This is a genomic window from Streptomyces orinoci (assembly GCF_003121295.1).
In the GTDB taxonomy this organism is placed as follows: Bacteria; Actinomycetota; Actinomycetes; order Streptomycetales; family Streptomycetaceae; genus Streptomyces; species Streptomyces orinoci.
This window is the reverse complement of sequence record NZ_PHNC01000035.1, coordinates 95,136-120,075: the sequence shown is the minus strand read 5'-3', so window position 1 is coordinate 120,075 and position 24,940 is coordinate 95,136. Positions and strand designations below refer to the sequence as shown.

At 71.4% G+C, this 24,940-nt stretch carries 21 protein-coding genes; 14 read left to right on the top strand and 7 right to left on the bottom strand.

Going from position 1 to position 24,940, the window contains the following annotated elements; all coding sequences use genetic code 11:
* Positions 1-13 precede the first annotated feature (13 nt).
* Positions 14-802: a M23 family metallopeptidase gene (locus CV755_RS31815; RefSeq protein ID WP_109284130.1), complete on the top strand. Its 789-nt coding sequence runs from the start codon at positions 14-16 to the stop codon at positions 800-802.
* 186 nt (positions 803-988) lie between these two features.
* Positions 989-1,663: a GntR family transcriptional regulator gene (locus CV755_RS31810; protein ID WP_109284325.1), complete on the top strand. Its 675-nt coding sequence runs from the start codon at positions 989-991 to the stop codon at positions 1,661-1,663.
* Between the two features lie 197 nt (positions 1,664-1,860).
* On the opposite strand, the gene CV755_RS31805 is transcribed toward CV755_RS31810, so the two are convergent.
* A complete protein-coding gene (locus tag CV755_RS31805; protein ID WP_109284323.1) occupies positions 1,861-2,142 on the bottom strand; it encodes an HPr family phosphocarrier protein in 282 nt (93 codons plus the stop codon).
* A 118-nt stretch (positions 2,143-2,260) separates the two neighbouring features.
* Here CV755_RS31805 and CV755_RS31800 point away from each other — a divergent pair, with 118 nt between their 5' ends.
* From CV755_RS31800 to CV755_RS31775, 6 genes are all read left to right on the top strand, one after another.
* Positions 2,261-4,972, top strand: coding sequence for a bifunctional acetate--CoA ligase family protein/GNAT family N-acetyltransferase (locus CV755_RS31800; RefSeq protein WP_109284128.1), 2,712 nt, complete (start codon positions 2,261-2,263; stop codon positions 4,970-4,972).
* A gap of 167 nt (positions 4,973-5,139) precedes the next feature.
* Positions 5,140-5,718, top strand: coding sequence for a DUF5998 family protein (locus CV755_RS31795; RefSeq protein WP_109284126.1), 579 nt, complete (start codon positions 5,140-5,142; stop codon positions 5,716-5,718).
* A complete protein-coding gene (locus CV755_RS31790) occupies positions 5,718-6,926 on the top strand; it encodes an alkaline phosphatase family protein (protein ID WP_109284124.1) in 1,209 nt (402 codons plus the stop codon). Before CV755_RS31795 ends, CV755_RS31790 begins: the two co-directional genes overlap by 1 nt.
* Positions 6,927-7,182: 256 nt before the next feature.
* Positions 7,183-7,833, top strand: a complete 651-nt coding sequence (locus CV755_RS31785) for a thymidine kinase (RefSeq protein ID WP_109284321.1) — start codon at positions 7,183-7,185, stop codon at positions 7,831-7,833.
* A gap of 259 nt (positions 7,834-8,092) precedes the next feature.
* The gene (locus tag CV755_RS31780; protein ID WP_241561524.1) at positions 8,093-9,013 is read left to right on the top strand and encodes an ABC transporter ATP-binding protein; all 921 of its coding nucleotides are present in this window, start codon (positions 8,093-8,095) and stop codon (positions 9,011-9,013) included.
* Entirely contained in the window at positions 9,010-10,005 is a 996-nt protein-coding gene (locus tag CV755_RS31775) for a hypothetical protein (protein WP_153068781.1), read from the top strand. Before CV755_RS31780 ends, CV755_RS31775 begins: the two co-directional genes overlap by 4 nt.
* Before the next feature lie 8 nt (positions 10,006-10,013).
* Here CV755_RS31775 and CV755_RS31770 read toward each other — a convergent pair whose 3' ends face one another.
* Complete coding sequence (locus CV755_RS31770) at positions 10,014-10,436, bottom strand: GntR family transcriptional regulator (RefSeq protein ID WP_109284119.1); 423 nt, start codon at positions 10,434-10,436, stop codon at positions 10,014-10,016.
* A 233-nt stretch (positions 10,437-10,669) separates the two neighbouring features.
* Between CV755_RS31770 and CV755_RS31765 the strand changes: the two genes are divergently transcribed.
* Positions 10,670-14,140, top strand: a complete 3,471-nt coding sequence (locus tag CV755_RS31765) for an NACHT domain-containing protein (protein WP_109284117.1) — start codon at positions 10,670-10,672, stop codon at positions 14,138-14,140.
* Here CV755_RS31765 and CV755_RS31760 read toward each other — a convergent pair.
* Positions 14,137-14,934, bottom strand: coding sequence for a VOC family protein (locus tag CV755_RS31760; RefSeq protein WP_109284115.1), 798 nt, complete (start codon positions 14,932-14,934; stop codon positions 14,137-14,139). The genes CV755_RS31765 and CV755_RS31760 overlap by 4 nt on opposite strands.
* A gap of 283 nt (positions 14,935-15,217) precedes the next feature.
* On the opposite strand from CV755_RS31760, the gene CV755_RS31755 reads away from it, so the two are divergent.
* Positions 15,218-16,081, top strand: a complete 864-nt coding sequence (locus CV755_RS31755; RefSeq protein ID WP_164503334.1) for a sulfurtransferase — start codon at positions 15,218-15,220, stop codon at positions 16,079-16,081.
* 339 nt (positions 16,082-16,420) lie between these two features.
* Here CV755_RS31755 and sepH read toward each other — a convergent pair whose 3' ends face one another.
* A complete protein-coding gene (gene sepH / locus CV755_RS31745) occupies positions 16,421-17,485 on the bottom strand; it encodes a septation protein SepH (RefSeq protein ID WP_109284109.1) in 1,065 nt (354 codons plus the stop codon).
* Between the two features lie 349 nt (positions 17,486-17,834).
* On the opposite strand from sepH, the gene CV755_RS31740 reads away from it, so the two are divergent.
* Positions 17,835-18,758: a hypothetical protein gene (locus CV755_RS31740; protein WP_109284107.1), complete on the top strand. Its 924-nt coding sequence runs from the start codon at positions 17,835-17,837 to the stop codon at positions 18,756-18,758.
* Here CV755_RS31740 and CV755_RS31735 read toward each other — a convergent pair.
* Positions 18,747-20,060, bottom strand: a complete 1,314-nt coding sequence (locus CV755_RS31735; protein ID WP_109284105.1) for a D-arabinono-1,4-lactone oxidase — start codon at positions 20,058-20,060, stop codon at positions 18,747-18,749. The two genes, CV755_RS31740 and CV755_RS31735, sit on opposite strands and share 12 nt — an antisense overlap.
* Positions 20,026-21,291, bottom strand: coding sequence for an MFS transporter (locus tag CV755_RS31730; protein WP_109284104.1), 1,266 nt, complete (start codon positions 21,289-21,291; stop codon positions 20,026-20,028). Before CV755_RS31730 ends, CV755_RS31735 begins: the two co-directional genes overlap by 35 nt.
* Positions 21,292-21,483: 192 nt before the next feature.
* On the opposite strand from CV755_RS31730, the gene CV755_RS31725 reads away from it, so the two are divergent.
* Both CV755_RS31725 and CV755_RS31720 read left to right on the top strand, forming a co-directional pair.
* Positions 21,484-22,611 carry a ferrochelatase gene (locus tag CV755_RS31725; protein ID WP_109284102.1) on the top strand — a complete coding sequence of 376 codons (1,128 nt, stop codon included), beginning with the start codon at positions 21,484-21,486 and terminating at the stop codon, positions 22,609-22,611.
* Positions 22,612-22,631: 20 nt separating this feature from the next.
* Positions 22,632-23,432 carry an inositol monophosphatase family protein gene (locus CV755_RS31720; protein ID WP_109284319.1) on the top strand — a complete coding sequence of 267 codons (801 nt, stop codon included), beginning with the start codon at positions 22,632-22,634 and terminating at the stop codon, positions 23,430-23,432.
* A gap of 343 nt (positions 23,433-23,775) precedes the next feature.
* Here the strand turns inward: CV755_RS31720 and CV755_RS35005 are convergent, their stop codons facing one another.
* Positions 23,776-23,976, bottom strand: coding sequence for a hypothetical protein (locus tag CV755_RS35005; RefSeq protein WP_109284100.1), 201 nt, complete (start codon positions 23,974-23,976; stop codon positions 23,776-23,778).
* 309 nt (positions 23,977-24,285) lie between these two features.
* Between CV755_RS35005 and CV755_RS31710 the strand changes: the two genes are divergently transcribed.
* Complete coding sequence (locus tag CV755_RS31710) at positions 24,286-24,939, top strand: response regulator transcription factor (RefSeq protein WP_109284098.1); 654 nt, start codon at positions 24,286-24,288, stop codon at positions 24,937-24,939.
* The last annotated feature ends 1 nt before the right edge of the window (position 24,940 follow it).

Below are 24,940 nucleotides of genomic sequence, written 5' to 3'. Positions count from 1 at the left end.
ACACCCCGCACCCATGGCGTTCACCCGCCCCACCGGGAAGCACCGTCGTCCGAGCCGTGCCGTGCGCGCCGGTGCCAACGCGGCCGGCATAGCCACCCTGGCCGCCACCGGTGTGGTCGCCGGTGTCGCCGCCCCCGCCTTCGCCTCCGCCGGTGACACCCACGGCCTTGAGGACACCGGTCTGACCAAGGCCGTGGTGATGACCGACGACGTGGCCGACAACCTGGGCGCCCAGGCCGCCACCCAGCACGCCAACGCCGCCCAGGAGCAGGCCGCCGCAGATGCCAAGCGGCAGGCCGCCCAGATCAAGAAGCGCGCGGACGAGGCCAAGCGCAAGGCGGAGGCGCGCGCCGCCAAGGAGCGCGCCGCCCGTGACGAGGAGCGCAAGCGCCTCAACGCCTTTGTGCTGCCCATCGAGGGCTCGTATGTCTCCACCGGCTACAAGGCCAGCAGCAGCCTGTGGTCCTCCGGCAGCCACACCGGGGTGGACTTCCACGCCGAGACCGGCACCTCGGTGCACGCGGTGGGCGCGGGCACCGTGGTCGAGGCCGGCTGGGGCGGCGCCTATGGCAACAACATCGTGATCCAGATGGCCGATGGCACCTACACCCAGTACGGCCATCTGTCCTCCATCGATGTGGCGGTCGGCCAGACGGTGACGCCCGGCCAGCAGATCGGCCTGTCCGGCGCCACCGGCAATGTCACCGGCCCGCATCTGCACTTCGAGGCCCGTACCAGCCCCAACTATGGTTCGGACATCGACCCGGTGGCCTATCTGCGCGCCCACGGCGTGGCCATCTAGTCCGCGACGCCGGGTCGTTGGCCGAAAAGGCGCCCCGGATTCCGCCAAGCCATCGGAAAAACCCCGGCATTGTCATAGAGTCGATCGCATTCGGCCAGGGCAATTCGGAGGTACGTCCATGCGAGACCGTAGGTGAGCGGTGCCGGTGAAGCGGTGCACGAGGGCCGCGGCATTTCCTCTCAGGCGGTGTGCACGGCGATCCGCGACGACATCGTCTCCGGGACCTTCCCGCCCGGCAGCAGGCTGATCGAGGATCTGCTGGCCCGCCGTTATGGAGTCTCCCGGGTGCCGGTCCGCGAGGCCCTGCGCACCCTGGCCTCCGAGGGCTTTGTGGTCACCCGCCGGCACGCCGGCGCCTGTGTGGCCGAGCCGACCCGCGCCGAGGCGGCGGATCTGCTGGAGGTACGCGCCCTGCTGGAGCCGCTGGGCGCGGCCCGGGCCGCCCAGCGCCGTGGCGAGGCGCATCTGAAGGTGCTGCGCGGGCTGGTACGGATCGGCCGGGAGCGGGCCCGTGCCGGGCGTTCCGGCGAGCTGTGCCAGCTGGCCGAGTGGTTCGACGAGACCCTGGCCCAGGCCTGTGGCAGTCCCAGCCTGACGGCGCTGCTCACCCAGGTCCGCCGCAAGATCGCCTGGGTGTATGTGGCGGAGCCGCCCGCCCGCCCGGTGGAAACCTGGGAGGCGCATGGTGCGCTGGTGGACGCGGTGGTCAGAAGGGACGCGGAACGGGCCCGGGAACTCGCCGCCGCCCGGGCCGGGCGCTTTCCCGGTGAATTCCGCCTCTGGCGCCCGGTGGCACCGGCCGGACCGCCCGGGGATTCACCCCGGAAACGGGCCGTAAACACAATGAGCGCTCGTTCTTAACAAACAGCCGCTATTCCTGGGAATGGACCGGCCGGGAATTGTGGCGGTTCCCGGCCGGGCTCGTCGCCCCGGCCGCGCCGGACAAGCAGCCGGCAAGCGGCGGACGACGAGGCCGCGGCGGCCGGGATTCCGGCCGCCGCGGCCTCGTTATGCCGTCCTTCGGGCCGTCCTTCGGGCCGGGACGGTCTTCCGGGAGCTCAGACGGTCTCCGGGAGCTCCTCCAGCCCCTCGGCGACCAGCTTCGCCAGGCGGTCGAGCGCGGCCTCGGCGTCGTCCGACTCGCTGGCCAGCACGATCTCCTCGCCGCCCTGGGCGCCCAGGCCCAGCACCGCCAGCATGGAGGCGGCGTTGACCGGGTTGCCGCCGGCCTTGGCGATCGTCACCGGGACGCCGGCGGCCGTCGCCGCACGGACGAAGATCGACGCCGGGCGGGCGTGCAGGCCCTCGGCCCAGCCGACGTTTACGCGGCGCTCAACCATGGTGTTGCCCTTCAAGTCGTCATTGGTTGTCTAGACCATTGTTGCATGGGCCGGATGGTGCTCGGCGAAGGCCGTCCGGCCCGCGGCGGGTGTCGGTGCCGGGCCGTACGCTGGCCCCATGCAGACGCCGCCCGAGCATGTCTACCCGGCCCACTGGGAAGCCGATGTGGTGCTGCGTGACGGCGGCACCGCGCAGATCCGTCCCATCACCCCCGAGGACGTCCGGCGGCTGGCCGACTTCTATGAGCATGTTTCGGACGAGTCGAAGTACTACCGCTTCTTCGCCCCCCACCCCCGGCTCTCCGACCGTGACCTGCACCGCTTCACCCACCATGACTATGTGGACCGGGTCGGGCTGGCCGCCACCGTGGGCGGCGAGTTCATCGCCACCGTGCGCTATGACCGGGTGGCCCCCGAGGAGGCCGAGGTCGCCTTTCTGGTGCAGGACGCCCACCAGGGCCGGGGCGTGGCCTCGGCGCTGCTGGAGCACATCGCCGCGGTGGCCAGGGAGCGCGGCATCCGCCGGTTCGCCGCCGAGGTGCTGCCCGCCAACACCAAGATGATCAAGGTGTTCACGGATGCCGGCTACACCCAGAAGCGCAGCTTCGAGGACGGCGTGGTCCGCCTGGAGCTGGACCTGGAGCCCACCGACCGCTCCCTGGACGTCCAGCGGGCCCGGGAGCAGCGGGCCGAGGCCCGCTCGGTGCAGCGCCTGATCACCCCCGGCTCGGTGGCCGTGATCGGCGTCGGCCGCCGGGAAGGCGGCATGGGCCGCACCGTGCTGCGCAATCTGCTCGCGGGCGGCTTCACCGGGCGGGTGTATGCCGTCAACCGGGCCTTTGCCGAAGGCACTTCGGTGCTGGAGCCGGAAGGAGTGCCCGCCCACCGCTCGGTGGCCGAGATCGACGGCGCCGTCGATCTGGCCGTGCTGGCCGTCCCCGCCGACCAGGTGCCCTCGGTGGTCGCCGACTGCGGTGAGCACGGCGTCCAGGGGCTGGTGGTGCTCACCGCCGGATACGCCGAGAGCGGCCCCGAAGGGCGCGAGCGCCAGCGGCAGTTGGTCCGCCAGGCCCGTTCCCATGGTATGCGGGTCATCGGCCCCAACTCCTTCGGCCTGATCAACACCGCCCCGGACACCCGCCTCAACGCCTCCCTCTCCCCCCAACTGCCCACCGCCGGACGGATCGGCCTGTTCAGCCAGTCCGGCGCCATCGGCATAGCCCTGCTCTCCGAGCTGCACCGCCGTGGCGCCGGCCTGGCCGGAGTGTCCACCTTTGTCTCCACCGGCAACCGCGCCGATGTCTCCGGCAATGACTTCCTCCAGCACTGGCACGACGACCCGGCCACCGATGTGGTGCTGATGTATCTCGAATCCATCGGCAATCCAAGGAAGTTCAGCCGCCTGGCCAAGCGCACCGCCGCCCGTAAACCGGTGGTGGTGGTCAAGGGCGCCCGGCATGGCGGCGCCGCCCCCGCCGGGCATGCCGTGCCCACCATCCGGGTCCCCGACGCCACCGTCTCCGACCTGCTGCGGCAGGCCGGTGTCTGCCGGGTGGACACCGTCACCGAACTCGCCGACACCGGGCTGCTGCTGGCCGGCCAGCCGCTGCCGGCCGGCGGCCGGGTCGCCATCCTGGGCAACTCCGAATCCCTCAACCTGCTCAGCTATGACGCCTGTCTGTCCGCCGGCCTGCGCCCGCTGCGGCCGCTCGATCTGACCACCGCCGCCGAGCCGGCCGACTTCCGGCGCGCCATCGGCCGGGCCCTGGCCGACCAGGGCTGTGACGCCCTGCTGGTCACCGCCATCCCCTGGGTGGACGGCTCCCCGCCCGCCGAGCTCGCCGCCGCACTGCGCGGGGCGGTCGCCGAGGCCGGCGCCGCCAAGCCGGTCGCCGTGGTGCACCTGGAGATCCCCGGCCTGGCCGAGGCGCTGGCCGCCCCCGGCCCGGACGTCCGGCTGCCCGCCTACCCCGCCGCCGAGCGGGCGGCCCGCGCCCTGGGCGAGGCCGCCCGGTACGCGGCCTGGCGCCGCCGCACCGAGGAGAACCCCGGCCGCGTCCCCGGCTATGAGGACATCGACCGGGCGGGCGCCGCCGAGGACATCGAGGTGCTGCTGAAGGCCCATGGCGCGACCGGCCCCACCGCCGTCACCCTCTCCGCCGCCGACACCCAGCGGCTGCTCGCCCGCTATGGCATCGCGGTACTGCCCGCCCTGCCCGCCCCCGACCCGGACAGCGCCCTGGCCGCCGCCCACCGCCTGGGCTTCCCGGTGGCCCTCAAGCCCACCGCCCCCCATCTGCGCCACCGCGCCGACCTCGGCGGCGTCCGCCTGGACCTGGGCGGTGAGGCCGAACTCCTCCGCTCCTACACCGAGTTGACCGAGCTGCTGGGCAAGCCCTCGGAGACCCGGCTGGTGGTCCAGTCGATGGCCCCGCGCGGGGTGGACACGGTGGTACGGGCCGCCATCGACCCGGCGGCCGGGGCGGTGCTCACCTTCGGCCTGGCCGGGGCCCCCTCGCTGCTGCTGGGCGACACCGCGCACCGGCTGATCCCGGCCACCGACCGGGACGCCGCCGAAATGGTCCGCGCCGTGCGCACCGCACCACTGCTGTTCGGCTGGCGGGGCTCCGCCCCGGTGGACACCCCCGCCCTGGAGGAACTGCTGCTGCGGCTGTCCCGGCTGGTGGACGACCACCCCGAGGTGGTGGGCGCCGACCTGGAGCCGGTGATCGTCGCCCAGCACGGCGTCCATGTACTGGGCGCCACCATCCGGCTGGCACCACCCCCACCACGCAGCGATCTTGGTCCGCGGAGTCTGCCGTCGTACTGAAGCGGTGAGCGGCCCTGTAACGAGGTCACTTGTTGTGTGCGGGCCGTCTGTGGCTGGTCGCGCCCCCGCGGCGGAGCCGCATATGAACCCGCCCCCCGCCCCTACGGGGGCGCCCCCGCCATGGCACGGGCGGCGGCCGGACTCCGTACGCCCCGTAGGATGGGCGTATGGCGAAGACCGGTACGACGACCCAGGGGCTGCGCGCGGCGATCGAGCGCAGCGGCTACTACCCGGCCCTTGTAGCCGAGGCCGTGGAGGCGGCCGTGGGCGGCGAGCCGGTCGTGTCGTACCTGGTCCACCAGGAGACCACCTTCGACTCCAACGAGGTCCGCCGCCATGTGACGGTCCTGGTGCTCACCGGCACCCGGTTTATCGTCAGCCACACCGATGAGCAGGCGGCCGACAACACCTCTCCCTCCCCGTACGCCACCACCTCCACCGAGTCGGTGAAGCTGGACCAGATCTCCTCGGTGGTGCTCAGCCGGGTGGTGGCCAACCCCGAGTCGTACACCCCGGGCACCCTGCCCCGTGAGGTGGTGCTCACCATCGGCTGGGGCGCGGTCTCCCGGATTGACCTGGAGCCGGCCGCCTGCGGCGACCCCAACTGCGACGCCGACCACGGCTACACCGGCTCCTCCACCGCCGACGACCTCAGCCTGCGGGTGAGCGAGGCGGGCGACGGGCCGGACAGCGTCCGGCAGACCCTGGCCTTCGCCCAGGCGCTCTCCGAGGCGACCGCCCGCTGATGTCCCATCCCCTCACCGCGGGTTCGGCCTGGCCGGAGCCCGCGCCGCTGGACCCGCGCTCCGCGCCGCTGCCGCGCTATGGCACCGGCTCGCTGGCCGATCTGCTGCCCTCGGTGGCGGCCGGCCTGGGCGTACCGGGCCTGGCCTCCGGCCTGGAGCTGGCGCCCGCCGACCGGGTCTGTGTCTTCCTGATCGACGGCCTGGGCTGGGAGCTGTTGCGCGCCCACCCGGCCGAGGCACCCTTTCTGCACTCCCTGCTGGGCAGCTCGCTGAACGGCACCGGCACACCGCTGACCGCCGGTTTCCCTTCCACCACCGCGACCTCACTGGCCTCGGTGGGCACCGGGCTGCCGCCCGGGGTGCACGGTCTGCCGGGCTATACGGTCGCCGACCCGGCCACCGGGGCGCTGATGAACCAGCTGCGCTGGCGGCCATGGACCGACCCGCATGCCTGGCAGCCCTATCCGACCGTCTTCCAGCTCGCGGACGCCGCCGGGGTGAGCACCTGCCAGGTCTCGGCGCCCGACTTCCAGCACACCCCGCTGACGAAGATCGCGCTCAGCGGCGGCACCTTCCTCGGCCGGCTCTCCGGCGAGGAGCGGATGGACCTGGCCGCCGAGCGGCTGGGTGCCGCCGACCGCACGCTGGTCTACACCTACTACAGCGAGGTGGACGGCAAGGGCCACCGCTTCGGCGTGAACTCCGAGGAATGGCGCGGGCAGTTGATGTATGTCGATCTGCTCGCCCAGCGCCTGGCCGAGCAACTGCCGCCCCGTTCGGCGCTGTACATCACCGCCGACCACGGCATGATCGACATTCCCTTCACCCCCGAGGCCCGGATCGACTTCGACGAGGACTGGGAGTTGCGCGCCGGGGTCGCCCTGCTGGGCGGGGAGGCGCGGGCCCGCCATGTGTACGCCGTGCCGGGCGCCGCCGAGGATGTACTGACCGTGTGGCGTGAGGTACTCGGCGAGCAGATGTGGGTCGCGGGGCGCGACGAGGCCATCGAGGCGGGCTGGTTCGGGCCGCCCGGCCAGGGGGTGGACGACCGGGTCCATGCCAGGATCGGCGATGTGGTCGCCGCGGCGCGGGATGACATCGCCATCGTGGCCACCGAGACCGAACCCAATGAGTCGGCCATGGTGGGCCTGCACGGTTCGATGACCCCCGTCGAGCAACTGGTGCCCCTGCTGGAAGTACGCTCCTGAAAGCGGCCCCTTCGGGTGACCGCCGCTCCTGCCGCTTCCGCCGCTTGCGAACTCCTCTACGAACGAAAGGCGTTGGCCTTCCCATGCCCGAGCCGGTGTTCTTCTCCGGAACCATGGACTGGGGAAAGAGCACCCATTTTCTTGGGTATCTACCCTCTGCCGGCCGTGCCGGGGCCGGAGTTGCGCAGGGACCTTCCGTCGTTGCGTGTGCCGGGTGCCCCTGCCGTTGTTCTTCGCGAAAGGCGATGTCGTCCTGATGTCCGAATTGGTGTTTTTCTCTGGGACGATGGACTGTGGGAAGTCAACTCTCGCGCTCCAGATTGTCCATAACCGCTCGGCTCGTGGTCTGCAGAGTCTGATCTTCACCCGGGACGACCGGGCGGGCGAGGGCAAGCTGTCGTCGCGGCTGGGCCTGGTCACCGAGGCGGTGGAGGCGACGCCGGAGCTGGATCTCTACGTCTTTGTGGTGGAGAGCATGTCGCGGGGTGGCAAGGTCGACTATGTCGTGGTGGATGAGGCCCAGTTCCTGCTGCCGGGGCAGATAGACCAGTTGGCCCGGATCGTGGACGATCTGGACCTTGATGTGTTCGCCTTCGGTATCACCACTGACTTCCGTACCAAGCTTTTCCCCGGATCCCAGCGGCTGATCGAACTGGCCGACCGTGTGGAGACATTGCAGGTCGAGGCGATGTGCTGGTGCGGTGCCCGGGCCACCCACAACGCCCGCACGGTGGGCGGCGAGATGGTGGTCGAGGGCGAGCAGGTTGTGGTGGGGGACGTGGGCGTGGCCGCGGAGGTCGTCGGGTACGAGGTCCTGTGCCGCCGGCACCATCGCAAGCGGATGACGAGCGCGACAGCGCGAGCGGCAGCACTGTCGCCTGATGTGCTGCCGATTACATCGGGCTGACCTGTGTAGCCGCCACCCCGGCACCGGTGTGGCTCAGAACCGCAAGACTCGGAGCGCCTGGGTCCCTGTTCGGTGCAGGGGGCCGGGCGCTCCGCTGATTTCCGGAGCGATGGGTTCCGCCGTCGAGAGTCAGCGATACGTCAAGTCCAGCCAGGCGAGCGGTACTTGGCGTCGGCAAACCTTGTGTACGGCAAGGCGCCGCCTTACAGTCCATATCTATGGAATTAGATAAATGGGCAAGTCCTGCGGGGGCGGTCGCGTGAACGTCATCGAGACTTTGAAGCTCGCCAAGCGTTACGGGCGCCGCTGGGCCTTGGAGGACTGCACGCTCGCCCTGCCCGCAGGCCGGGTTGTCGCTCTGGTCGGACCGAACGGTTCCGGCAAGACCACTCTGCTGCACCTTGCCGTGGGTCTGATGTCGCAGACCAGTGGCACGGTGACGGTGCTGGGCGGCAGTCGCCCCGGGTCGCAGGATGCGCTGGACCGGGTTGGCTTTATGGCCCAGAGCACCGCGCTCTACCGGAACCTGTCCGTCGAGGACGCCTTGAGGGTGGGGAGGAACCTCAACCGCCGCTGGGACAACGCCCTTGCGCTTGAGCGCCTGCGGGAACGCGACATCCCGCTCGACCGCAAGGTCGGCAAGCTGTCGGGCGGACAGCAGTCGCAGGTGGCCCTGGCGCTGGTGCTGGCCAAGCGCCCGGATCTGCTGATCCTGGATGAGCCACTGGCTGCCCTGGATCCGCTGGCCCGCCATGAGTTCATGTCGGCACTGATGGCGGCGGTGGCCGCCGACGGCCTGTCGGTCGTCTTCTCCTCGCATGTCGTCGCGGAACTGGAAAACGTCTGCGATCACTTGATCGTGCTGTCCGGTGGCCGCGTCCAAGTCGCAGGTGATGTGGATGACTTGACCGCAAGCCACCAGGTGCTGGCCGGTCCCGCCGAGGAGGCGGGCGCGCTGGCCGCGTCCCTGCCGGTCGTACGCCAGCAGTGGGCCGCGGCCCAGACGCAGCTCCTGGTCCGGGCCGGCAGCGGCGAACCGCTGCCGCCCGGCTGGCAGTCGCACGGCGTCGGCCTGGAAGAACTCGTTCTGGCATATCTGCGTGAACCGTCGGCGAGCGTCCTGCCGGGTCCGCGGCCGGCCGCCACCGCCGCCGCTGAGTCCAAAGGGGCGTGGGCGTGAGCACGATGGCTGTGGCCTTCGACGAGAAACAGTTCCGGCTGCCCAGGGGCGCCATGACCTGGGTCACCTGGCGTCAGCACCGGGCCGCTCTGCTGGCGGTCACCGGTGCGCTCGCGGCGTTCGCGATCGCCTTGCTGATCAGCGGTCTTCGGCTGCACTCCGATTTCGACCGGATGCATCTGGCGGCCTGCACGCAGTACGACGACGGGATATGCAGCCGCAACGCCGACGAGCTCATCGCTTCGGTGAGCACATGGACGTACCCCATCTTCTTGCTGACGTTCATGCCGGGAGTGATCGGCGCCTTCGTCGGAGCCCCCTTGCTGGCCCGCGAGTTCGAGACCGGGTCCTACCGCTATACCTGGACCCAGGGCATGGGCAAAACCAGGTGGCTCGCCTCCAAGATGCTTCTGCTGGCCCTGGCCATCGTGGTGATGACGGGAGCGTTCAGCGCCCTGATCCACTGGTGGGACGCCCCCCTCGCCACGCTGGAATCACGTATGCGGCCCAGGAGTTACTACGAGGTCGACGGCCTGGTATTCGCCGCCCGCTCGCTGGCCGCCTTCGCGGCCGGAGCGTTCTTCGGTGCCGTGCTCCGTCGTACGGTGCCGGCCATGGCGGCCACGCTCGCCACCTACATCGGGCTCTGGTACACCTCAGCGGACTGGATCCGGGGACACCTGATGACGCCGGTGGGACGCCCGTACCAGGACCTCGGCCCCAGGACCGGCTGGCTGATGGACAAATGGCTGGTGGACTCGCACGGGCACAGCATGACCATCGAGCACTGGAGGGATCAGTACGACGCCGCGCTCCGCAGTGGGGCCAATATGGCGGAGTACGTGAAGACCCACACCTATACGCTCTGGGGCCATTACCAGCCTGCGAACCGCTTCTGGGCGTTCCAGGCCATGGAAGCGGGCGGCACCCTGGTGGTGGCGATGGCCTTCGCTGCCGCCACGCTGTGGTGGGTGCGCCGCCGGGTGGCCTGACGGTGTGATCAGGCGGCGTTCCGGGAGCGGTGCTGCTGAAGCGTGCTGTTGACCAGGGCGGCGATGGCCTCGTCGTCCAGCCCGGCCTCGGTCGCGTCACGCAGCCACCGCTCCAGCCTCCTGCGCAATGCAGTCTGTTCTCGCAGGCCGATGCTGCCGAGAGTTCCCTCGACGAAGGTGCCCTGGCCCGGCCGGCCGGCGGCCAGCCCCTTGTGCTCGAGCTCGCGATAGGCCTTCAGCACGGTATTGGGGTTGATCGCGAGCGCGGCCACCACTTCCTTGACCTTAGGCAGCCGGTCGCCGATCCGCAGGTGCCCCAGCCGTAGCGCCTGCTCCACCTGCTGCACCAGTTGCAGGTACGGCGGGACACCGGACCTGGCATCCAGCCGGAAGACTATGGGAGATTCGTCGGCGCTCTTATCCAGCTGCATAGCTAAATAGTCTGGCCGTCCCTTGAGGTTTGAAGCAAGTCACCGACAAGCCAGGCAGGTTGGGCCCAACGAAGCGAGCCGGTGGGCGGCGGCGCTGTCGCCGGATGTGCTGCCGGTGGACGCCGGGGAGTAGCCGGCCCTCGCCGGGTTGCGATCATTCATCGCCGTGCTTCCATGGAATTGCGCGGCAGCGCTCCCACCCGTACCAGGCGCAAGCATGAGGGAGCGGAGCGATGATCAAGGTCGTCCGGCATCCGGAAGGCAAGAAACGACCGCATAACGCGCCCTGGTACACGCTCTATCCCCGGCGGGTCCTTTCCCTCCTCACCCAGGACGCCCGCTATCGCTGGCGCACGGCCAGGACCAGGTGGGAAGCGCGGCGCAGCATCGTTCCCAACCGCAGCTGGCGGCGGTTCCGGCCGTCCTTCACCTGGCTGGTGCATGCCTATGCCATCGTGGGTACGCTCGCGCTGCTGCTGTGGATCGAGGAGGCCATCCGCGATACTCCCGGGTTCACCAAGCTTCAGAAGGAGCAGTGGTTCCAGACGGTCAGCCGTTTTGTCGGGCCGTTTCTGGTGACCGCCTTTGTGCTGGGGCTTTTCCTGATCTTCTGGTATCGCAAGACCAAGAAACCGGTGGTGGAGAAGGCCAGGAAGGATCCGCACGATCTGGTTCCCACCTCGGGGACGATCGTGGACCAGGTGGTGGGACGCGAGGAACTTGCGCAGGTCATCGCCGAGACGCTGCGCGACCGCAGAACCCGTAAGCCGTATCTGCTGATCGGCGGGGTGGGAGCCGGAAAGACCGCCGTCCTGGTGGAGTTGACGCAATTGCTGGCGGAGCAGTCGGCGGTACCCGTGCCCATTCAGCTGCGCGATTCCGCCATGGATGGCGAGCTGAACTTCGAGCAGCTGGCCAAGCGCCGTTTTATGGAGCTGGCGGACCAGAGCGTTCTCTCCAGCGCCCAGGCGGAACGGACCTGGCGCCAACTGCGGCTTGACGACAAGGTGGTTGTCATAGCCGACGGTCTGGAAGAGGCCGTTCAGGACGAGCAGCACCGGGACGACCGTGACAACATCATCCGCCGGGCCATCGACCGCGCCTGCCGGCAGGAACTGCCGCTGGTCATCGCCTCCCGCCCGCACGCGCCTCTGGAGAGCGCCCCGGCGGCCATCATGGAGCTTGAGCCGCTGAGCGAGGAGGCGGCACTGGAATTCCTGCTGAAGAACACGGCGGAGGTCGATGAACGCCGCCTGGACTGGATCGTGGAGACCGCCAATGTGGCGCAGTCGCCGATCTATATGCAGATCGCCAGGATGCTGCAACAGCACGGCTGTCTCCAGCATTTGGCGCTGCGCCGCCATCCGGACCGGCTGGACACCCGCAGCCATGACTGCTCGGGCCTGCGGCTGCTGCTGCTGGAGACCTGGCGGCAGGCGCTGGTGGAGGGGCGGCTGAAGGAAGAGGTGGTGATGGCCCCCGAGGAAAGGCAGCGGACGGTCGAGGTGATAGCGGGGCTGGCCTGTGTGGGGCTGCTCCAGGACAGTCTGGAGGTCACTTTTGACGAGTTCACCAGGCATGGTGAGCCACCGGCGGCCGGGGGCGGGCAGCGGGAGTCCTGTCCGGCCGTTTCGCCGCGACAGCTGGAGACCATCCGGAAACAGGTGTGCGCCAGGATCGGTGCCAATGGCGAGGAAATGCGCAAGGAGGCGTACCGCTGCCATAAGGAGCTGGCCCGGTACGCGGCCTTCGGACAGCAGCTCGGCCTGACGATGAGCTATGAGAACAAGGTGCGCTTTCCGCACAGCATCATCCAGGCATATCTGGGTTTCCATCTGCTGCGCGGCATGCCCGACCGTCAGGCCCGCGGGCTGATCGGTCCGGCGCTGCAAAGCCCGGGCCCCGGACGGGAGTTGCTGATAGCGCTGGTTCTTTTGTCGCGGAACCGGGCGGGCTGCCGGCTGGCCGGTGAGGAGCAGCAGTGCGCATACTGGAGCGGAGCCCGGGAGATGGCCAATCTGCTGCGTGATGTGGCGGATGACCGGCATGACGCCAAGTCGCTGGATCTCTATACCGCAGCGCTGGAAATCAGTGCGATGGCGGCGGATCCCTCCGAGACGGCCCGGATTGCGGGGCGTTCAAGGAGAAACGGCGCCGACGGCCTGGTGCGGAAGTGGCCGGAGATCCATGATGACCGGCGCACTCTGGACGAGGCGAAGCTCCAGCTGGTGCGCCGGTACGGCGAGTTGCTGCGGGAATCCGAGAAGCGGGGCCGGGCTCCGGACTATCACGCGCTCTTCGAGATCGGCCGTCGCGAGGGCTCGCATGCCATCCGGCTGGCCATAGCGCAGGAGTTGGGCGCCGGCGGCGATGACGCCTACCGTGCGCTCATCGAGAGATACCACCCGGGCCAGGACCCGGTCGAGCAATTCCTGCTGGAGCGGCAGCGCCTGGAGGACCGGCGGGACAAGCTGTACGCGGATCTGCTGAAAACCTCCAGGGACTCCCGGGTCAGGGAACTGCACGGGAGAATCGCCCGGACCAACGAGGAAAAAGAGGATCTCTGGCGCGAGTTCATCATGCGGGCCTGGATGGTTCCCATGCTGGTGGGCTCGGTCAGTGAGCGGTACCGGGACGAGGCCAAGGAGCGGCTCGACTACTGGCTGCGGCATCTGGACCCCGCCCATGGCACACCCGACCTGCCGCTCTCCCTGGAGAGCGCCCTGGCCCAGGGGTTCAAGAGCGCGGCGAACCGGAGGCGGCGGCACGCCAATGTCTCCGAGAAGACCCGCACTTACCTGGTGAAGCAGGCCGAGAAGATGCTCAGCCGCAGCCGATACTGGTTCGCCCAGCTCAATCTGCTCCAGGCGCTCTGCCTCTGGGCGCTGCCGGACACCATCGGACAAGGTGGCGGGGACGGGGCGGGGGAACGGCACCGTGGGCACCGGGCGGCGGCGGACGGCCAGGACCACGCGGTACGGGGCGTCACCGACCCCGGGCAGTCCGTGGCGCACTGGCTCTCCCTGATCGGCTCCGAACACCCGGCGGCGGCCGGCCAGGGCGGTCAGGAGCAGGTCATCCATCCCTTTGTGGCCGAGGCCGGTGATCTGGTGACCCTGGCCCTGGAGACCGGGCACCCCGAACACTTCGTCTGGATCGACGAGAAGGGCGCCATCGGCAATGTGGGATCCCGGCCGGCCGACCCGGAGCGCTACCGCAAGCACAATCTGTGGATCGCCCCCTCGGTGGGCTGGAGCATCCTCCACCCGCGGGCCCAGCGGCTGATCGCCGATGTCCTGATCATGCTCAACCTCACCCAGCGCGACGGGAAGTTCGACGAGGTGGAGGAGCGGCTGAAGCTGGCCGGCCAGGAGGCGCTCCCGCCCTGTCTCACCAGGGACCGCAGCCCGCTGCACCCGGAGTTCACCGTCGGCCGGGCGGAGGCCGATGAACCGGGCAGCATGTGTCTGGCCAACTGCCGGTTCCGGCTGTGCCCTTACCCGCCCAGGGGCCGCCAGCCGCGGTCCGAGATCGAGGAACCGTTCTGCCGGCAGCAGCAGGCGCTGCTCCATCCCCAGTCACATTTGCGGCTGTTCGCGGTGAACCGCCACACCCCGCCCTGGGTCGGCACACCCGTCCGCAAGCTGCACGGCTTCTGGGAGACCATGGCCGACCGCACCCGGGCCACGGCCGGCCGCCGCTAACTCTCCGTCCGCAGCAGGGTGAACACGGCCCCCTCCGGATCCTCCGCGCACAGCAGCCGCCCGGCCGGCACCTCCTGGGGCGGGCCCAGCACCCGGCCGCCCAGCTCCACCACCCGCTCACCGGACGCGTCCGGATCGGTCACCTCGAAATAGGTCATCCAGTGCGGGCGCAGCAGCGCCGCACCGATGCCGCGTACGGCGGCCACCGGGCGGCCGTCCAGCAGCAGGACCACGGCCTCGGCGTCCAGCGAACCGGCCGGCTTGGTCTCATAACCGAACAGCGCCCGGTAGAACTTGACCGCGGCGGGGGCGTCATGGGTGACCAGTTCGTGCCAGACCGGGGTGCCGGGGACTCCGGTCAGCTGGGGGCCCATCAGATCCTGGCCCTGCCAGATGCCGAACGGCGCCCCTGCCGGGTCGGTGGCCAGCACCAGCCGCCCGGTCTGCGCGGCGGCCAGCGGGCCCACCCCTACGGTGCCGCCGGAGCAGCGGATCCACTCCGCGGTGGCATCGGCGTCTTCGCTCGCCAGATAGGTGGTCCAGGCGGCCGGAAGTTGACGGTCGGGCGTCAGTTCGGAGATTCCGGCCACATCACGCCCCTCCAGGGTCGCCCGGGCGTAGGGGCCCAGCTGGCGCGGGCCGGGGCTGTAGTAGCTCCAGCCGAACAGCCCCCGGTAGAAGTCCTTGATCGCCTCCAGGTCGTGAACCAGGAGGCTGGTCCAGCACGGGGTGCCCGGTGCCGGCCGGGCCCGGCCGTCGTTCCGCCGCGGGGCGGGCCCAGTTACCTCGGTCATCGTCGCTATCTCCTCGGACCATCGTGGTGGCCGCGCGTCCCCTGCGGAGCGCGGCGCTCGGGGTGGTGCGGGACGGTGCCTGAGCAGATGTTTGCACCACGCGCCGGGACTCGCCCCCCGGCCGCGCCGGATGTCACTGGTTCCCGCGGGTTGCCGCGAAAAGAGACCGGAATTCGCGTTTCGCTTCCGTTTCGAAGCCATTGCCGCCCAGTATCGGTGAGCCATGGGCCGGCCCGCCAGGGTGCCTCCGCACGGTCCGGCGCACTGCGCGAGGATGGCGGACATGGATGCCCTCATCAGCACACCGGAACTGGCAGCCGAGTTGACCGGGGAACGGCCCCCGGTCCTCCTGGATATCCGCTGGCAGCCGACCTTTCTGAGCGTCGGCCGGCAACCGGCCGCCCCCTCCGGCCGGGAGCAGTACGCGGCCGGGCACATCCCCGGCGCGGTCTTCATCGATCTGGACGCGGAACTGGCGGGCGCGCCGGGGCCGCGGGGACGTCATCCGCTGCCGGACACCGCGGAGTTCGGCGCGGCGATGCGCCGGGCCGGGGTCGGCGCGGACCGCCCGGTGGTCGTGTACGACAGCGGACAGGGCTGGGCGGCGGCCCGCGCCTGGTGGCTGTTGCGCTATATGGGGCACCCCTCGGTACGCGTCCTGGACGGCGGCTTCGCGGCCTGGCGGGCGGACGGCGGGGAGCTGAGCACCGAGGTTCCGTCCGTCCCGGAGGGCGACTTCCGGCCCGCGCCGGGGGCGCTGCCGCTGCTGGACGCGGACGGGGCGGCGGCGCTGGCCCGGCGGGGGCTGCTGCTGGATGCCCGGGCGGGGGACCGCTACCGGGGCGAGACCGAGCCGATCGACCCGGTGGCCGGGCACATCCCCGGCGCGGTCTCCGCCCCCACCGGCGAGAACGTGACCGGAGACGGCCGCTTCCGCCCGGCTCGGGAACTGGCCGGGCGCTTCACCGCGCTGGGCGCGTCGGAGGACACCGAGCTGGGTGTCTACTGCGGCTCCGGCGTCTCGGCGGCGCATCAGGTGCTGGCGCTGGCGGTGGCGGGGTTCGAGGCGGCGCTGTATGTGGGCTCCTGGAGCGAGTGGTCGGCGGACGCGGGGCGTCCTGTCGCTACCGGTGCGCTGCCTGGCTAGCGCCCCGCCTGGGCGCATCGTGGTTGCTGGGGGTGCCCCCTGTCAGGGGCGCGGGGAACTGCGCGACCAGCCACGGGCGGCCTGCATGTCATATGCAACCGGCAGGTGTGGGGCCGCCACTACGGGGCACCGCTGCCCAGCTGTGGCCGGGCGGCCCGCCAGCAGCGCTCCATAGCCGGAGGGGGCGCGTTCGGGTGCGGGCTGTTTCTGGCTGATCGCGCAGTTCCCCGCGCCCCCGACGGGGCAGGTGGTTGGTCGGGTGCGGGCCGGTGGGGGCTGGGCGCGCAGTTCCCCGCGCCCCTAAGGGGGCGCCCCCCACGTGACGGAACCGCCCCCGGATTACTCCTGCTTTTTGCGGCGGGTGCCGAAGACGATCTCGTCCCAGCTGGGGACCGCTGCCCGACGGCCGGGGCGGACGCCGTCCGCCTCGGCCTGCCGGTCCGTGGTGCCGACCAGCCGCTCACGGTGCCCGGAGACCGAGCGGGGCATCAGTACGTCCGCGTAGGCGGAGCCGGCGCTGGCCGCCGGGGCGGGCGGCTCCACGGTCTCGGCGGCCTCCGCCGGGGTCTCGGCGGTGGCCGCGGCCGTGTCCGGCACCACCATGTCGCCACGGAAGCTGGGCACCGCCTCCAGCAGGCTGGTCAGCGAGTCGCGCTCGCCGCCGCCCTCCTCCGGGGAGGCAGCGTCGGAGGCCGGCTCCGGCTCGGGGACCGGGGCCACCGGGGACGGCCGGTCCAGGGGCCGGTCCCGGGGGAGCCGGGCGATGCGCGGGACGAAGGGGAAGCTGGGCTCCGGCGCGTCCTCGCTCTCGCCGATCAGCGCCCGGGCCTCGTCGTCCAGCGCAGAGACGATCCGCCGGGGCGGGTCGTAGCTCCAGCTGGCGGCCCGCGGCTCGCCCGCCGCGCGATAGACCAGCAGCACCTCCCAGGTGCCGTCGTCGCGGCGCCAGGAGTCCCACTGGGCGGTGTCCTTCTCGGCGCCGCGCAGCAGCAGCCGCTCGGCCACCGCCTCGCCGAGCTGCGGGCCGGTGGTCTCGCCGGGACGGCGCACCGGTGTCTTGCGGGCCCGCTCGGCCATAAAGGCGCGCTCGGCCAGCACCGGGCCCTCGAAGCGGCGCACCCGCTCCACGGGGATGCCGGCGAGCTGGGCGACCTCCTCCGCGGACGCCCCGGCCCGGATGCGGGCCTGGATGTCGCGGGGGCGGAGGTGGCTCTCCACCTCGATCTCGATCTGGCCCAGGCGTGCGCGGTCATTGCGCACCGCGGCTCGCAGCCGCTCGTCAATGGGGAGGGTGTACTCCGTGCTGTCCGCTGCCTTGAGCACCAGCCGTGTGCCGTCGTTGGAGACGGCCACGACACGCAGTTCGGGCATGGGGACCTCCCGGGTGGTGCCTGCCGACGTCACGTGCGTCGCTGCTTCCGCTGGTCGAGTGTGGCCTGCCCGGGTTGCAGCCTGCCACAACATTGCCGAGTTGACGGGGCGAGAGCCGCCCGGGCCCCTCCCGTCGGGTCCGGGCAGCCGGACGGGGTTACCGGGGCCAGGGCTCGCCACAGTACTCCATTCGGGCCACTGGGGGTGGATCGGCGCGCCATGGATGCTCACGTCCACCAAGGGAGTTGGGTGCGCGGTAGTGCGTCCAGGACCTTCCCATGGGTGGCGAGGTTCACACAATCGCCGGATTCGGAACTGTTCGTTAGGCTCGAATGTCTCTTCTGGCTACAAGAGTGAATGAAAGGTCCGACAGAGGCATCAGATGGACGACAAAGCCGAAAGCGGTGCAAAAGCCAAGGGCAGGCGCCTGGACTTGAGCGTCGCCCAGGTGGCGGGCAGTGCCCTGGCCGCGGTGGTCGCCGCCCTGCTGGCGGGCAAGCTCGGCGTGTACGGAACGGTGATCGGCGCCGGCGTCGTCAGCGTGGTGGCCACCACCGGCAGCACGGTCTTTCACCACTTGTTCACACGTACGGGCGAACAGGTACGCGAAGCGACCGCCCAGGCGGCGCGGCCACGGATGCGCCGGGTGCCGGTGGGCGACGCCGGCCGGGCGGTGGCCCGCAGCCGCTCGGCGCAGGCTCAGGCCACGGTGCCGCCCGGGGCCGGCCCGGACCGTACCCGGCCGATGCCCCAGGCGTCCGAGCGGCGGGAGCACTCCGGCGCGTACCCCGGCGTATTCCGGGAGGAGTACTCCGAGGGCACGCTGCACGGCACCCGGGTGCGTGGCTGGAAGCGTTCGCTGCTGGCCGCCGGCGCGGTGTTCGTCCTGGCCATGGGCACCCTGACGGTGGTCGAACTGACCTCGGGCTCCAGCGCGGACGGTAATGGCGGCACCACCATCGGCCAGATCATCCGGCCGGAGAAGCCGGCCGGGAAGCAGCGGGAGCACCGGCCGGACTCGGGGGAGGAGACACCGGGGCCCGAGCGCTCCGCCGGCGGGAACGGGCAGACGGACGAGCCGGCGACCCCGTCCCCCGACGCCTCCCGGCCCGGCCAGGACACCGGCAAGCAGACCCCCAAGCCCTCGCCCACGCCGTCCAGCGGCGACACCAAGCCCAGCCCGCCGCCCACCCCGGGCCCCACCGGCACCCCGGACCATGGAAAGAACGGCGGTACCGAGGGGCAGGCCGGGGGCGCGGCGCAGACCCCGCCGGCCGGGACGGCGGGCCAGGGCTCAGTCTCCTAGCACCCGGCGCAGATAGTCATTGCCGAAGACGCGGTGCGGGTCCAGCCGGTCCCGTACCGCGGTGAACTCGGCGAAGCGCGGATAGACCCCGGCCAGATACGCCGCGTCGCGGGTGTGCAGCTTTCCCCAGTGCGGCCGCCCGCCATGGGCGGTCATGATCTGCTCGGCCGCGCTGAAGTACGCCCGGTGGGGGGTGCCCCTGTACATGTGTACGGCCAGATAGGCGGTGTCCCGGCCCTGGGCGGTGGACAGCGGGATGTCATCGGCCGGGGCGGTACGCACCTCCACCGGGAAGCCGATCCGCAGGCCCCGCCGCTCTATCACGGTCCGCAGCTCGCGCAGTGCCGTCATGGCCGCCTCCCGGGGCAGCGCGTACTCCATCTCCACAAAGCGCACCCGGCGGGGGCTGGTGAAGACCTTGTAGGGGACATCGGTGTAGTCGCGGGCCGACAGCGCCCGGCCGGTGATCCGGGCCAGGCGGGGAACGGTGGCGGGTGCCGCCCGTCCCAGCGCGCAGACCGCGGCGAACAGCCCGTTGGACAGCAGCTCGTCCTCCACCCAGGCGCCCAGCCGGCCGAGCGGGGCGGCCGGGCCCGGGCTGCGGTTGTTGCGCTTGGTGATGCAGTGGTCGGTGTGGGGGAACCAGTAGAACTCGAAGTGCTCGTTCTCGGCGGCCAGTTGGTCGAACTCCCGGGTAACCCGCTCGAAGAACATGGGCTCTTCACGGGCCCGCAGCAGGAACTCCGGTTCCACGGCGAAGGTGATGGCGGTGATGACGCCCAGCGCCCCCAGCCCGACCCGGGCCGCCGCGAACACCTCGGGGTGCTCCCGGGGTGAGCAGCGCAGCACCGAGCCGTCCGCCGTCACCAGCTCAAGTCCCGTGATCTGGGCGGAGATCGAGGCCGAGTCCCGGCCGGTGCCATGGGTGCCGGTGCTGACCGCGCCGGAGACGGTCTGCTCCATGATGTCGCCCATATTGGTCAGCGACAGACCGCGTCCGGACAGCGCCTGGTTCAGTGCTCTGAGTGTGCTGCCCGCGGCCACCGTCACCGTGCCCGCCGCCGGGTCGGCGGCGCGTATCCCCGTCAGCCGGTCCGGGCGTATCAGCAGGCCGTCGGTGACGGCCGCGGCGGTGAAGGAGTGCCCGGTGCCCACCGCCTTGACCCGCAGTCCCTCCGCGGCGGCCCGGGCCACCGCCCCGGCCACCTCCTCGGTGGTGGCCGGGGCCACCGACCGCACCGGGCGGGCGGTGACATTGCCCGCCCAGTTATGCCACGCGCTCGTCCTCGCTGTCTCCGTCATGTGCGCCAGCCCCTCCCCTTGCCCGTGGGATGGAGGACCCCACCCCCTGCGGCGCCGGCCGCAGCCGGCGGTAGCCGAGGAACGCCGCCAGGGCCGCCAGCGCCCCCGCCGCGCCGGGCACCGCGTACCCCGCCGCGGCCCCCGAGGCGTCCACCACCAGGCCGGCGGCGGACGAGCCGAGCGCCACTCCCACCGCCAGCCCGGTGCTGGTCCAGGTGATGCCCTCGGTCAGGTTCGCGCGTGGTACGTGCTGCTCGACCAGGGCCACGGTGGTCACCATGGTGGGCGCCACGGCCAGGCCCGCGAAGAAGAGCGCCACGGCCAAGAACGGCAGATTCCAGGCCAGTTGGAGCGGGATCATACTCACCGCCATGGCACAGACGCCCAGCAGCCAGCGACGTGCCGGGTCGCCGTGGAAGTCCAGCAGACCGTAGACGGTGCCCGCCAGACAGGAGCCCAGCGCGTACACCGCCAGCACCAGGCTGGCCGCGGCCTTGTGCCCGCGCTCCTCGGCGAAGGCCACCGTCACCACCTCCATGGAGCCGAACAGCGCCCCGGTGGCCACGAACGTCAGCACCAGCACCCGCAGTCCCGCCGAGCGCAGGGCCGAACCCGTGGCCCCCGCGCCACGCGGGTGCGGCACCGGCTCCGTGGCGCGCTGCGCGGTGAGCCAGAAGACGCCGATGGCCAGGAAGCAGGCCGCCAGCAGCGGACCGGCCTCCGGGAACCAGCCGGTGGACAGGCCGATGGAGAGAATGGGCCCGACGATGAAGACGATCTCGTCGATCACCGACTCCGCGGAGTAGGCGATATGCAGTTCGCGCGGAGAGCCGTCGAAGATGGCCGCCCAGCGGGCCCGCACCATCGAGCCCACACTGGGCACACAGCCCAGCCCGGCCGCGAAGACGAACAACGTCCAGTCCGGCCAGCGCTGTTGGGCGCTCAGCAGCAGTCCGGCCGCCGCGGTCAGCGCCAGCGCGGTGGCCGGGCGCAGCACCCGCCGCTGGCCGTGCCGGTCCACCAGGCGGGAGACCTGTGGCCCCAGCACGGCGGCGGACAGTGCGAAGGCCGCCGAGAGGGCACCGGCCAGCCCATAGCGTCCGGAGAGTTCGGAGATCATGGTGACGATGCCGATGCCCATCATGGACAGCGGCAGCCGGCCGACGAAGCCTGCCGCCGCGAAGCCCCGGCTGCCGGGGGCCGCGAAGATCGCGCTGTAGGGACTGGACAAGACGGCTCCGCGCTGAGGAATTCGTATGACGAGACGAGGTTGCCGTAAGGGATGTGAGTGGCCCATACAGCTTACGAGTGAACATTCGTTCGTCGCATACCCATTTACGATCGAGGGGCGCGGCCTGGCCGGCCGCGGGGCGCGAAGCCGCCCGCTGCCGCGGGTGTCAGTGCCGGGTGGCAGGATCGAACCATGTCGGATCAGCCACCCTCCGCCCCCTATGACGCCCTGCTGCTGCTCTCCTTCGGCGGCCCCGAGGGCCCGGACGATGTCGTCCCGTTCCTGGAGAATGTGACCCGCGGCCGGGGCATCCCCCGGGAGCGGCTGAAGGAGGTCGGGCAGCACTACTTCCTCTTCGGCGGCGTCAGCCCCATCAACGAGCAGAACCGCGCCCTGCTGGCCGCCCTGCGCGCCGACTTCGCGGCCAACGGCCTGGAGCTGCCCGTCTACTGGGGCAACCGCAACTGGGCGCCCTATCTGACCGACACTCTGCGGGAGATGGCGGCCGCCGGGCACCGCCGGGTGCTCACCCTGGCCACCAGCGCCTACGCCTCCTACTCCGGCTGCCGGCAGTACCGGGAGAACCTGGCCGACGCCCTGGCCGCGCTGGCCGGGGAGGGCCTGCCGGTGCCCCGGGTGGACAAGCTCCGCCACTACTTCAACCACCCCGGCTTTATCGAGCCGATGGTGGACGCCACGGTGACGGCGCTGTCCGAACTGCCCGAGGAGGTACGGCCCAAGGCCCGGCTGGCCTTCACCACCCACTCCATCCCCACCGCCGCCGCCGACACCTCCGGCCCCGCCGAGGGCCATGGGGACGGCGGGGCGTATGTCGCCCAGCACCTGGATGTGGTCCGCACGATCGCGGCGGCGGTCCGCGAGCGCACCGGGGTGGATCACCCCTGGGACCTCGTCTACCAGTCCCGCAGCGGCGCCCCGCACATTCCCTGGCTGGAGCCCGACATCTGCGACCACCTGGAAGAGGTGCACCGCGCCGGGGCGGCGGGGGTGGTGATGGTGCCGATCGGCTTTGTCTCCGACCACATGGAGGTCAGGTACGACCTGGACACCGAGGCCACCGCCAAGGCCGCGGAGCTGGGCCTGCCGGTGGCCCGGGCGGGCACCGTGGGCGCCGATCCCCGGTTTGCCGCCGCGGTGCGCGAGCTGGTGCTGGAGCGCGCCGCCACCGAGCGCGGCGAGCGGCCGGTGCGCTGTGCGCTGGGCGCGCTGGGGCCGTCCCATGACCTGTGCCCGGTCGGCTGCTGCCCCGCCCGTACCCCGCGTCCGGCCGCTGCCGGCGCCGACAGCCCGTACGCCTGAGGAGCGTTGTGAACGACCCGCTGAAGGACCCGCTGAAGACCGAACTCCTGGCGGTGGCGCTGGAGGCCGCCACGCTGGCCGGTGATCTGCTCCGGGACGGCCGGCCCGCCGACCTCTCGGTGGCCGCCACCAAGACCAGCCCCATCGATGTGGTCACCGAGATGGATCTGGCCGCCGAGAAGCTGATCACCACCTTCCTCGCCGAGCGGCGGCCGCAGGACGGCCTGCTCGGCGAGGAGGGCGCCAGCACGGTGGGCAGCAGCGGAGTGCGCTGGGTCATCGACCCCATCGACGGCACCGTCAACTACCTCTATGACCTGCCGTCCTGGGCCGTCTCCATCGCCGCCGAGGCGGACGGGGAGACCCTGGTGGGGGTGGTGGCCGCGCCGATGCGCGGGGAGACCTATCACGCCGTGCTGGGCGCGGGGGCCTACTGCGGGGAGCGCGCCCTGCGGGTCCGTCCCGCCCCCTCCCTGGGGCAGGCGCTGATCGGCACCGGCTTCGGCTATCTGACCGAGCGGCGGGCCGCCCAGGCGGAGGTGCTGCGCAGTCTGCTGCCGGAGGTGCGGGACATCCGGCGCGGCGGATCGGCCGCCATCGATCTGTGCGATGTGGCGTGCGGCCGGCTGGACGGCTACTACGAGCGCGGGCTCAACCCCTGGGACTTCGCGGCCGGCGCACTGATCGCCCGCGAGGCCGGGGCGCTGACCGGGGGCCGCCCCGGAGCGGCTGCCTCCGGTGAGCTGACGGTGGCCGCCCCGGCGGGGCTGTTCGAGCCGCTGCAGCAGCGGCTGGAGGCGCTGGGCGCCTGGCACGACTGAGTCGCGTTTCCGCTGCGGCCCGCCTCCGGCCGGCCGCACCGACGCGGCGGAGCGGCTGACGTAGCCGTCCGGTGCCCTGGACATAGCCGCCCGGTGCCCTGGGTGTAGCTGCCCGGTGCCCCGGACGTGGCCGCCCCGTGTCCCGGATGCAGCCGCCGGGCGCCCTGGACGTAGTTGCCCGGTGCCCTGGTCGGAGCCGCCCGGCGCCCCGGATACACCCGCCTCGCGCCCCTGGCGCAGCTGCCCCGCCCCCTGCCGGGGGCTTCACAGCCCGGCGCACAACACCGCGCCCCGGCACCGGTGAGGGTGCCGGGGCGCGGTGTTCGCCGAGGCGGGTCAAGGGTCAGGCGGCGCTGACCTCGACGCCGTGCTCGGCGGCGAGCCGGTGCAGGTCGTCCAGCTCGGCCTGTTCCACCTCGGCGAGAAAGTCGTCGCCGCTGCGGCGGGCCCGGTCGAGATCGGTCCTGGTGGTCTCTATGCGCTGCAGAATGCCAGCGGTGAACGCGTCCATGTGCTGCGCCCCCTCGTCGTGGGTCGTTGGCACGGGGGTGTGCCACGGCGAAACGATCACCTTTGTGCCCCCGGCATACCGCCGCGGCATGGCGTGCGGCTGCGTACGGCTCCAACAGGGAGGTGATCGCGGGTGTGCAGACGTCTTCCCCACCCTCGGCCGGGCGGAAACCTGGGCTCCGCGAAGAATCCGCGATCCCTCCCCTCCCGGCCATCTACAACCCCTTACAGCCGGTTTACCGGTCATGGAGGCAGGATGGAGGGGGCCCGCCGGGCCCGTTCGGCCTGCCCACAGCGGGCGAAACCCCCTGCCCACCAGGCACATCAAGGAAGGACCCACGCCGTGCGCGTACTCGTCGTCGAGGACGAGCAGCTGCTCGCCGATGCCGTAGCGACCGGGCTGCGCCGGGAAGCCATGGCCGTCGACGTGGTCTACGACGGCGCCGCGGCCCTGGAGCGCATCGCCGTCAATGACTACGACGTCATCATTCTCGACCGGGACCTGCCGGTGGTGCACGGTGACGACGTCTGCCGCAAGGTGGTCGAGCTGGGCATGCCCACCCGGGTGCTGATGCTCACCGCCTCCGGCGATGTCAGCGACCGGGTGGAGGGCCTGGAGCTGGGGGCCGACGACTATCTGCCCAAGCCCTTCGCCTTCACCGAGCTGACCGCCCGGGTGCGGGCGCTGGGCCGGCGGACCACGGTGGCCCTGCCGCCGGTGCTGGAGCGGGCCGGCATCCGGCTCGATCCCAACCGTCGCGAGGTGTTCCGGGACGGCCGTGAGGTGCAGCTGGCGCCCAAGGAGTTCGCGGTGCTGGAGGTGCTGATGCGCAGCGAGGGCGCGGTGGTCTCCGCGGAGCAGCTGCTGGAGAAGGCCTGGGACGAGAACACCGACCCCTTCACCAATGTGGTCCGGGTCACCGTGATGACCCTGCGCCGCAAGCTCGGCGAGCCCGCGGTGATCATCACCGTGCCGGGCTCCGGATACCGGATCTGAT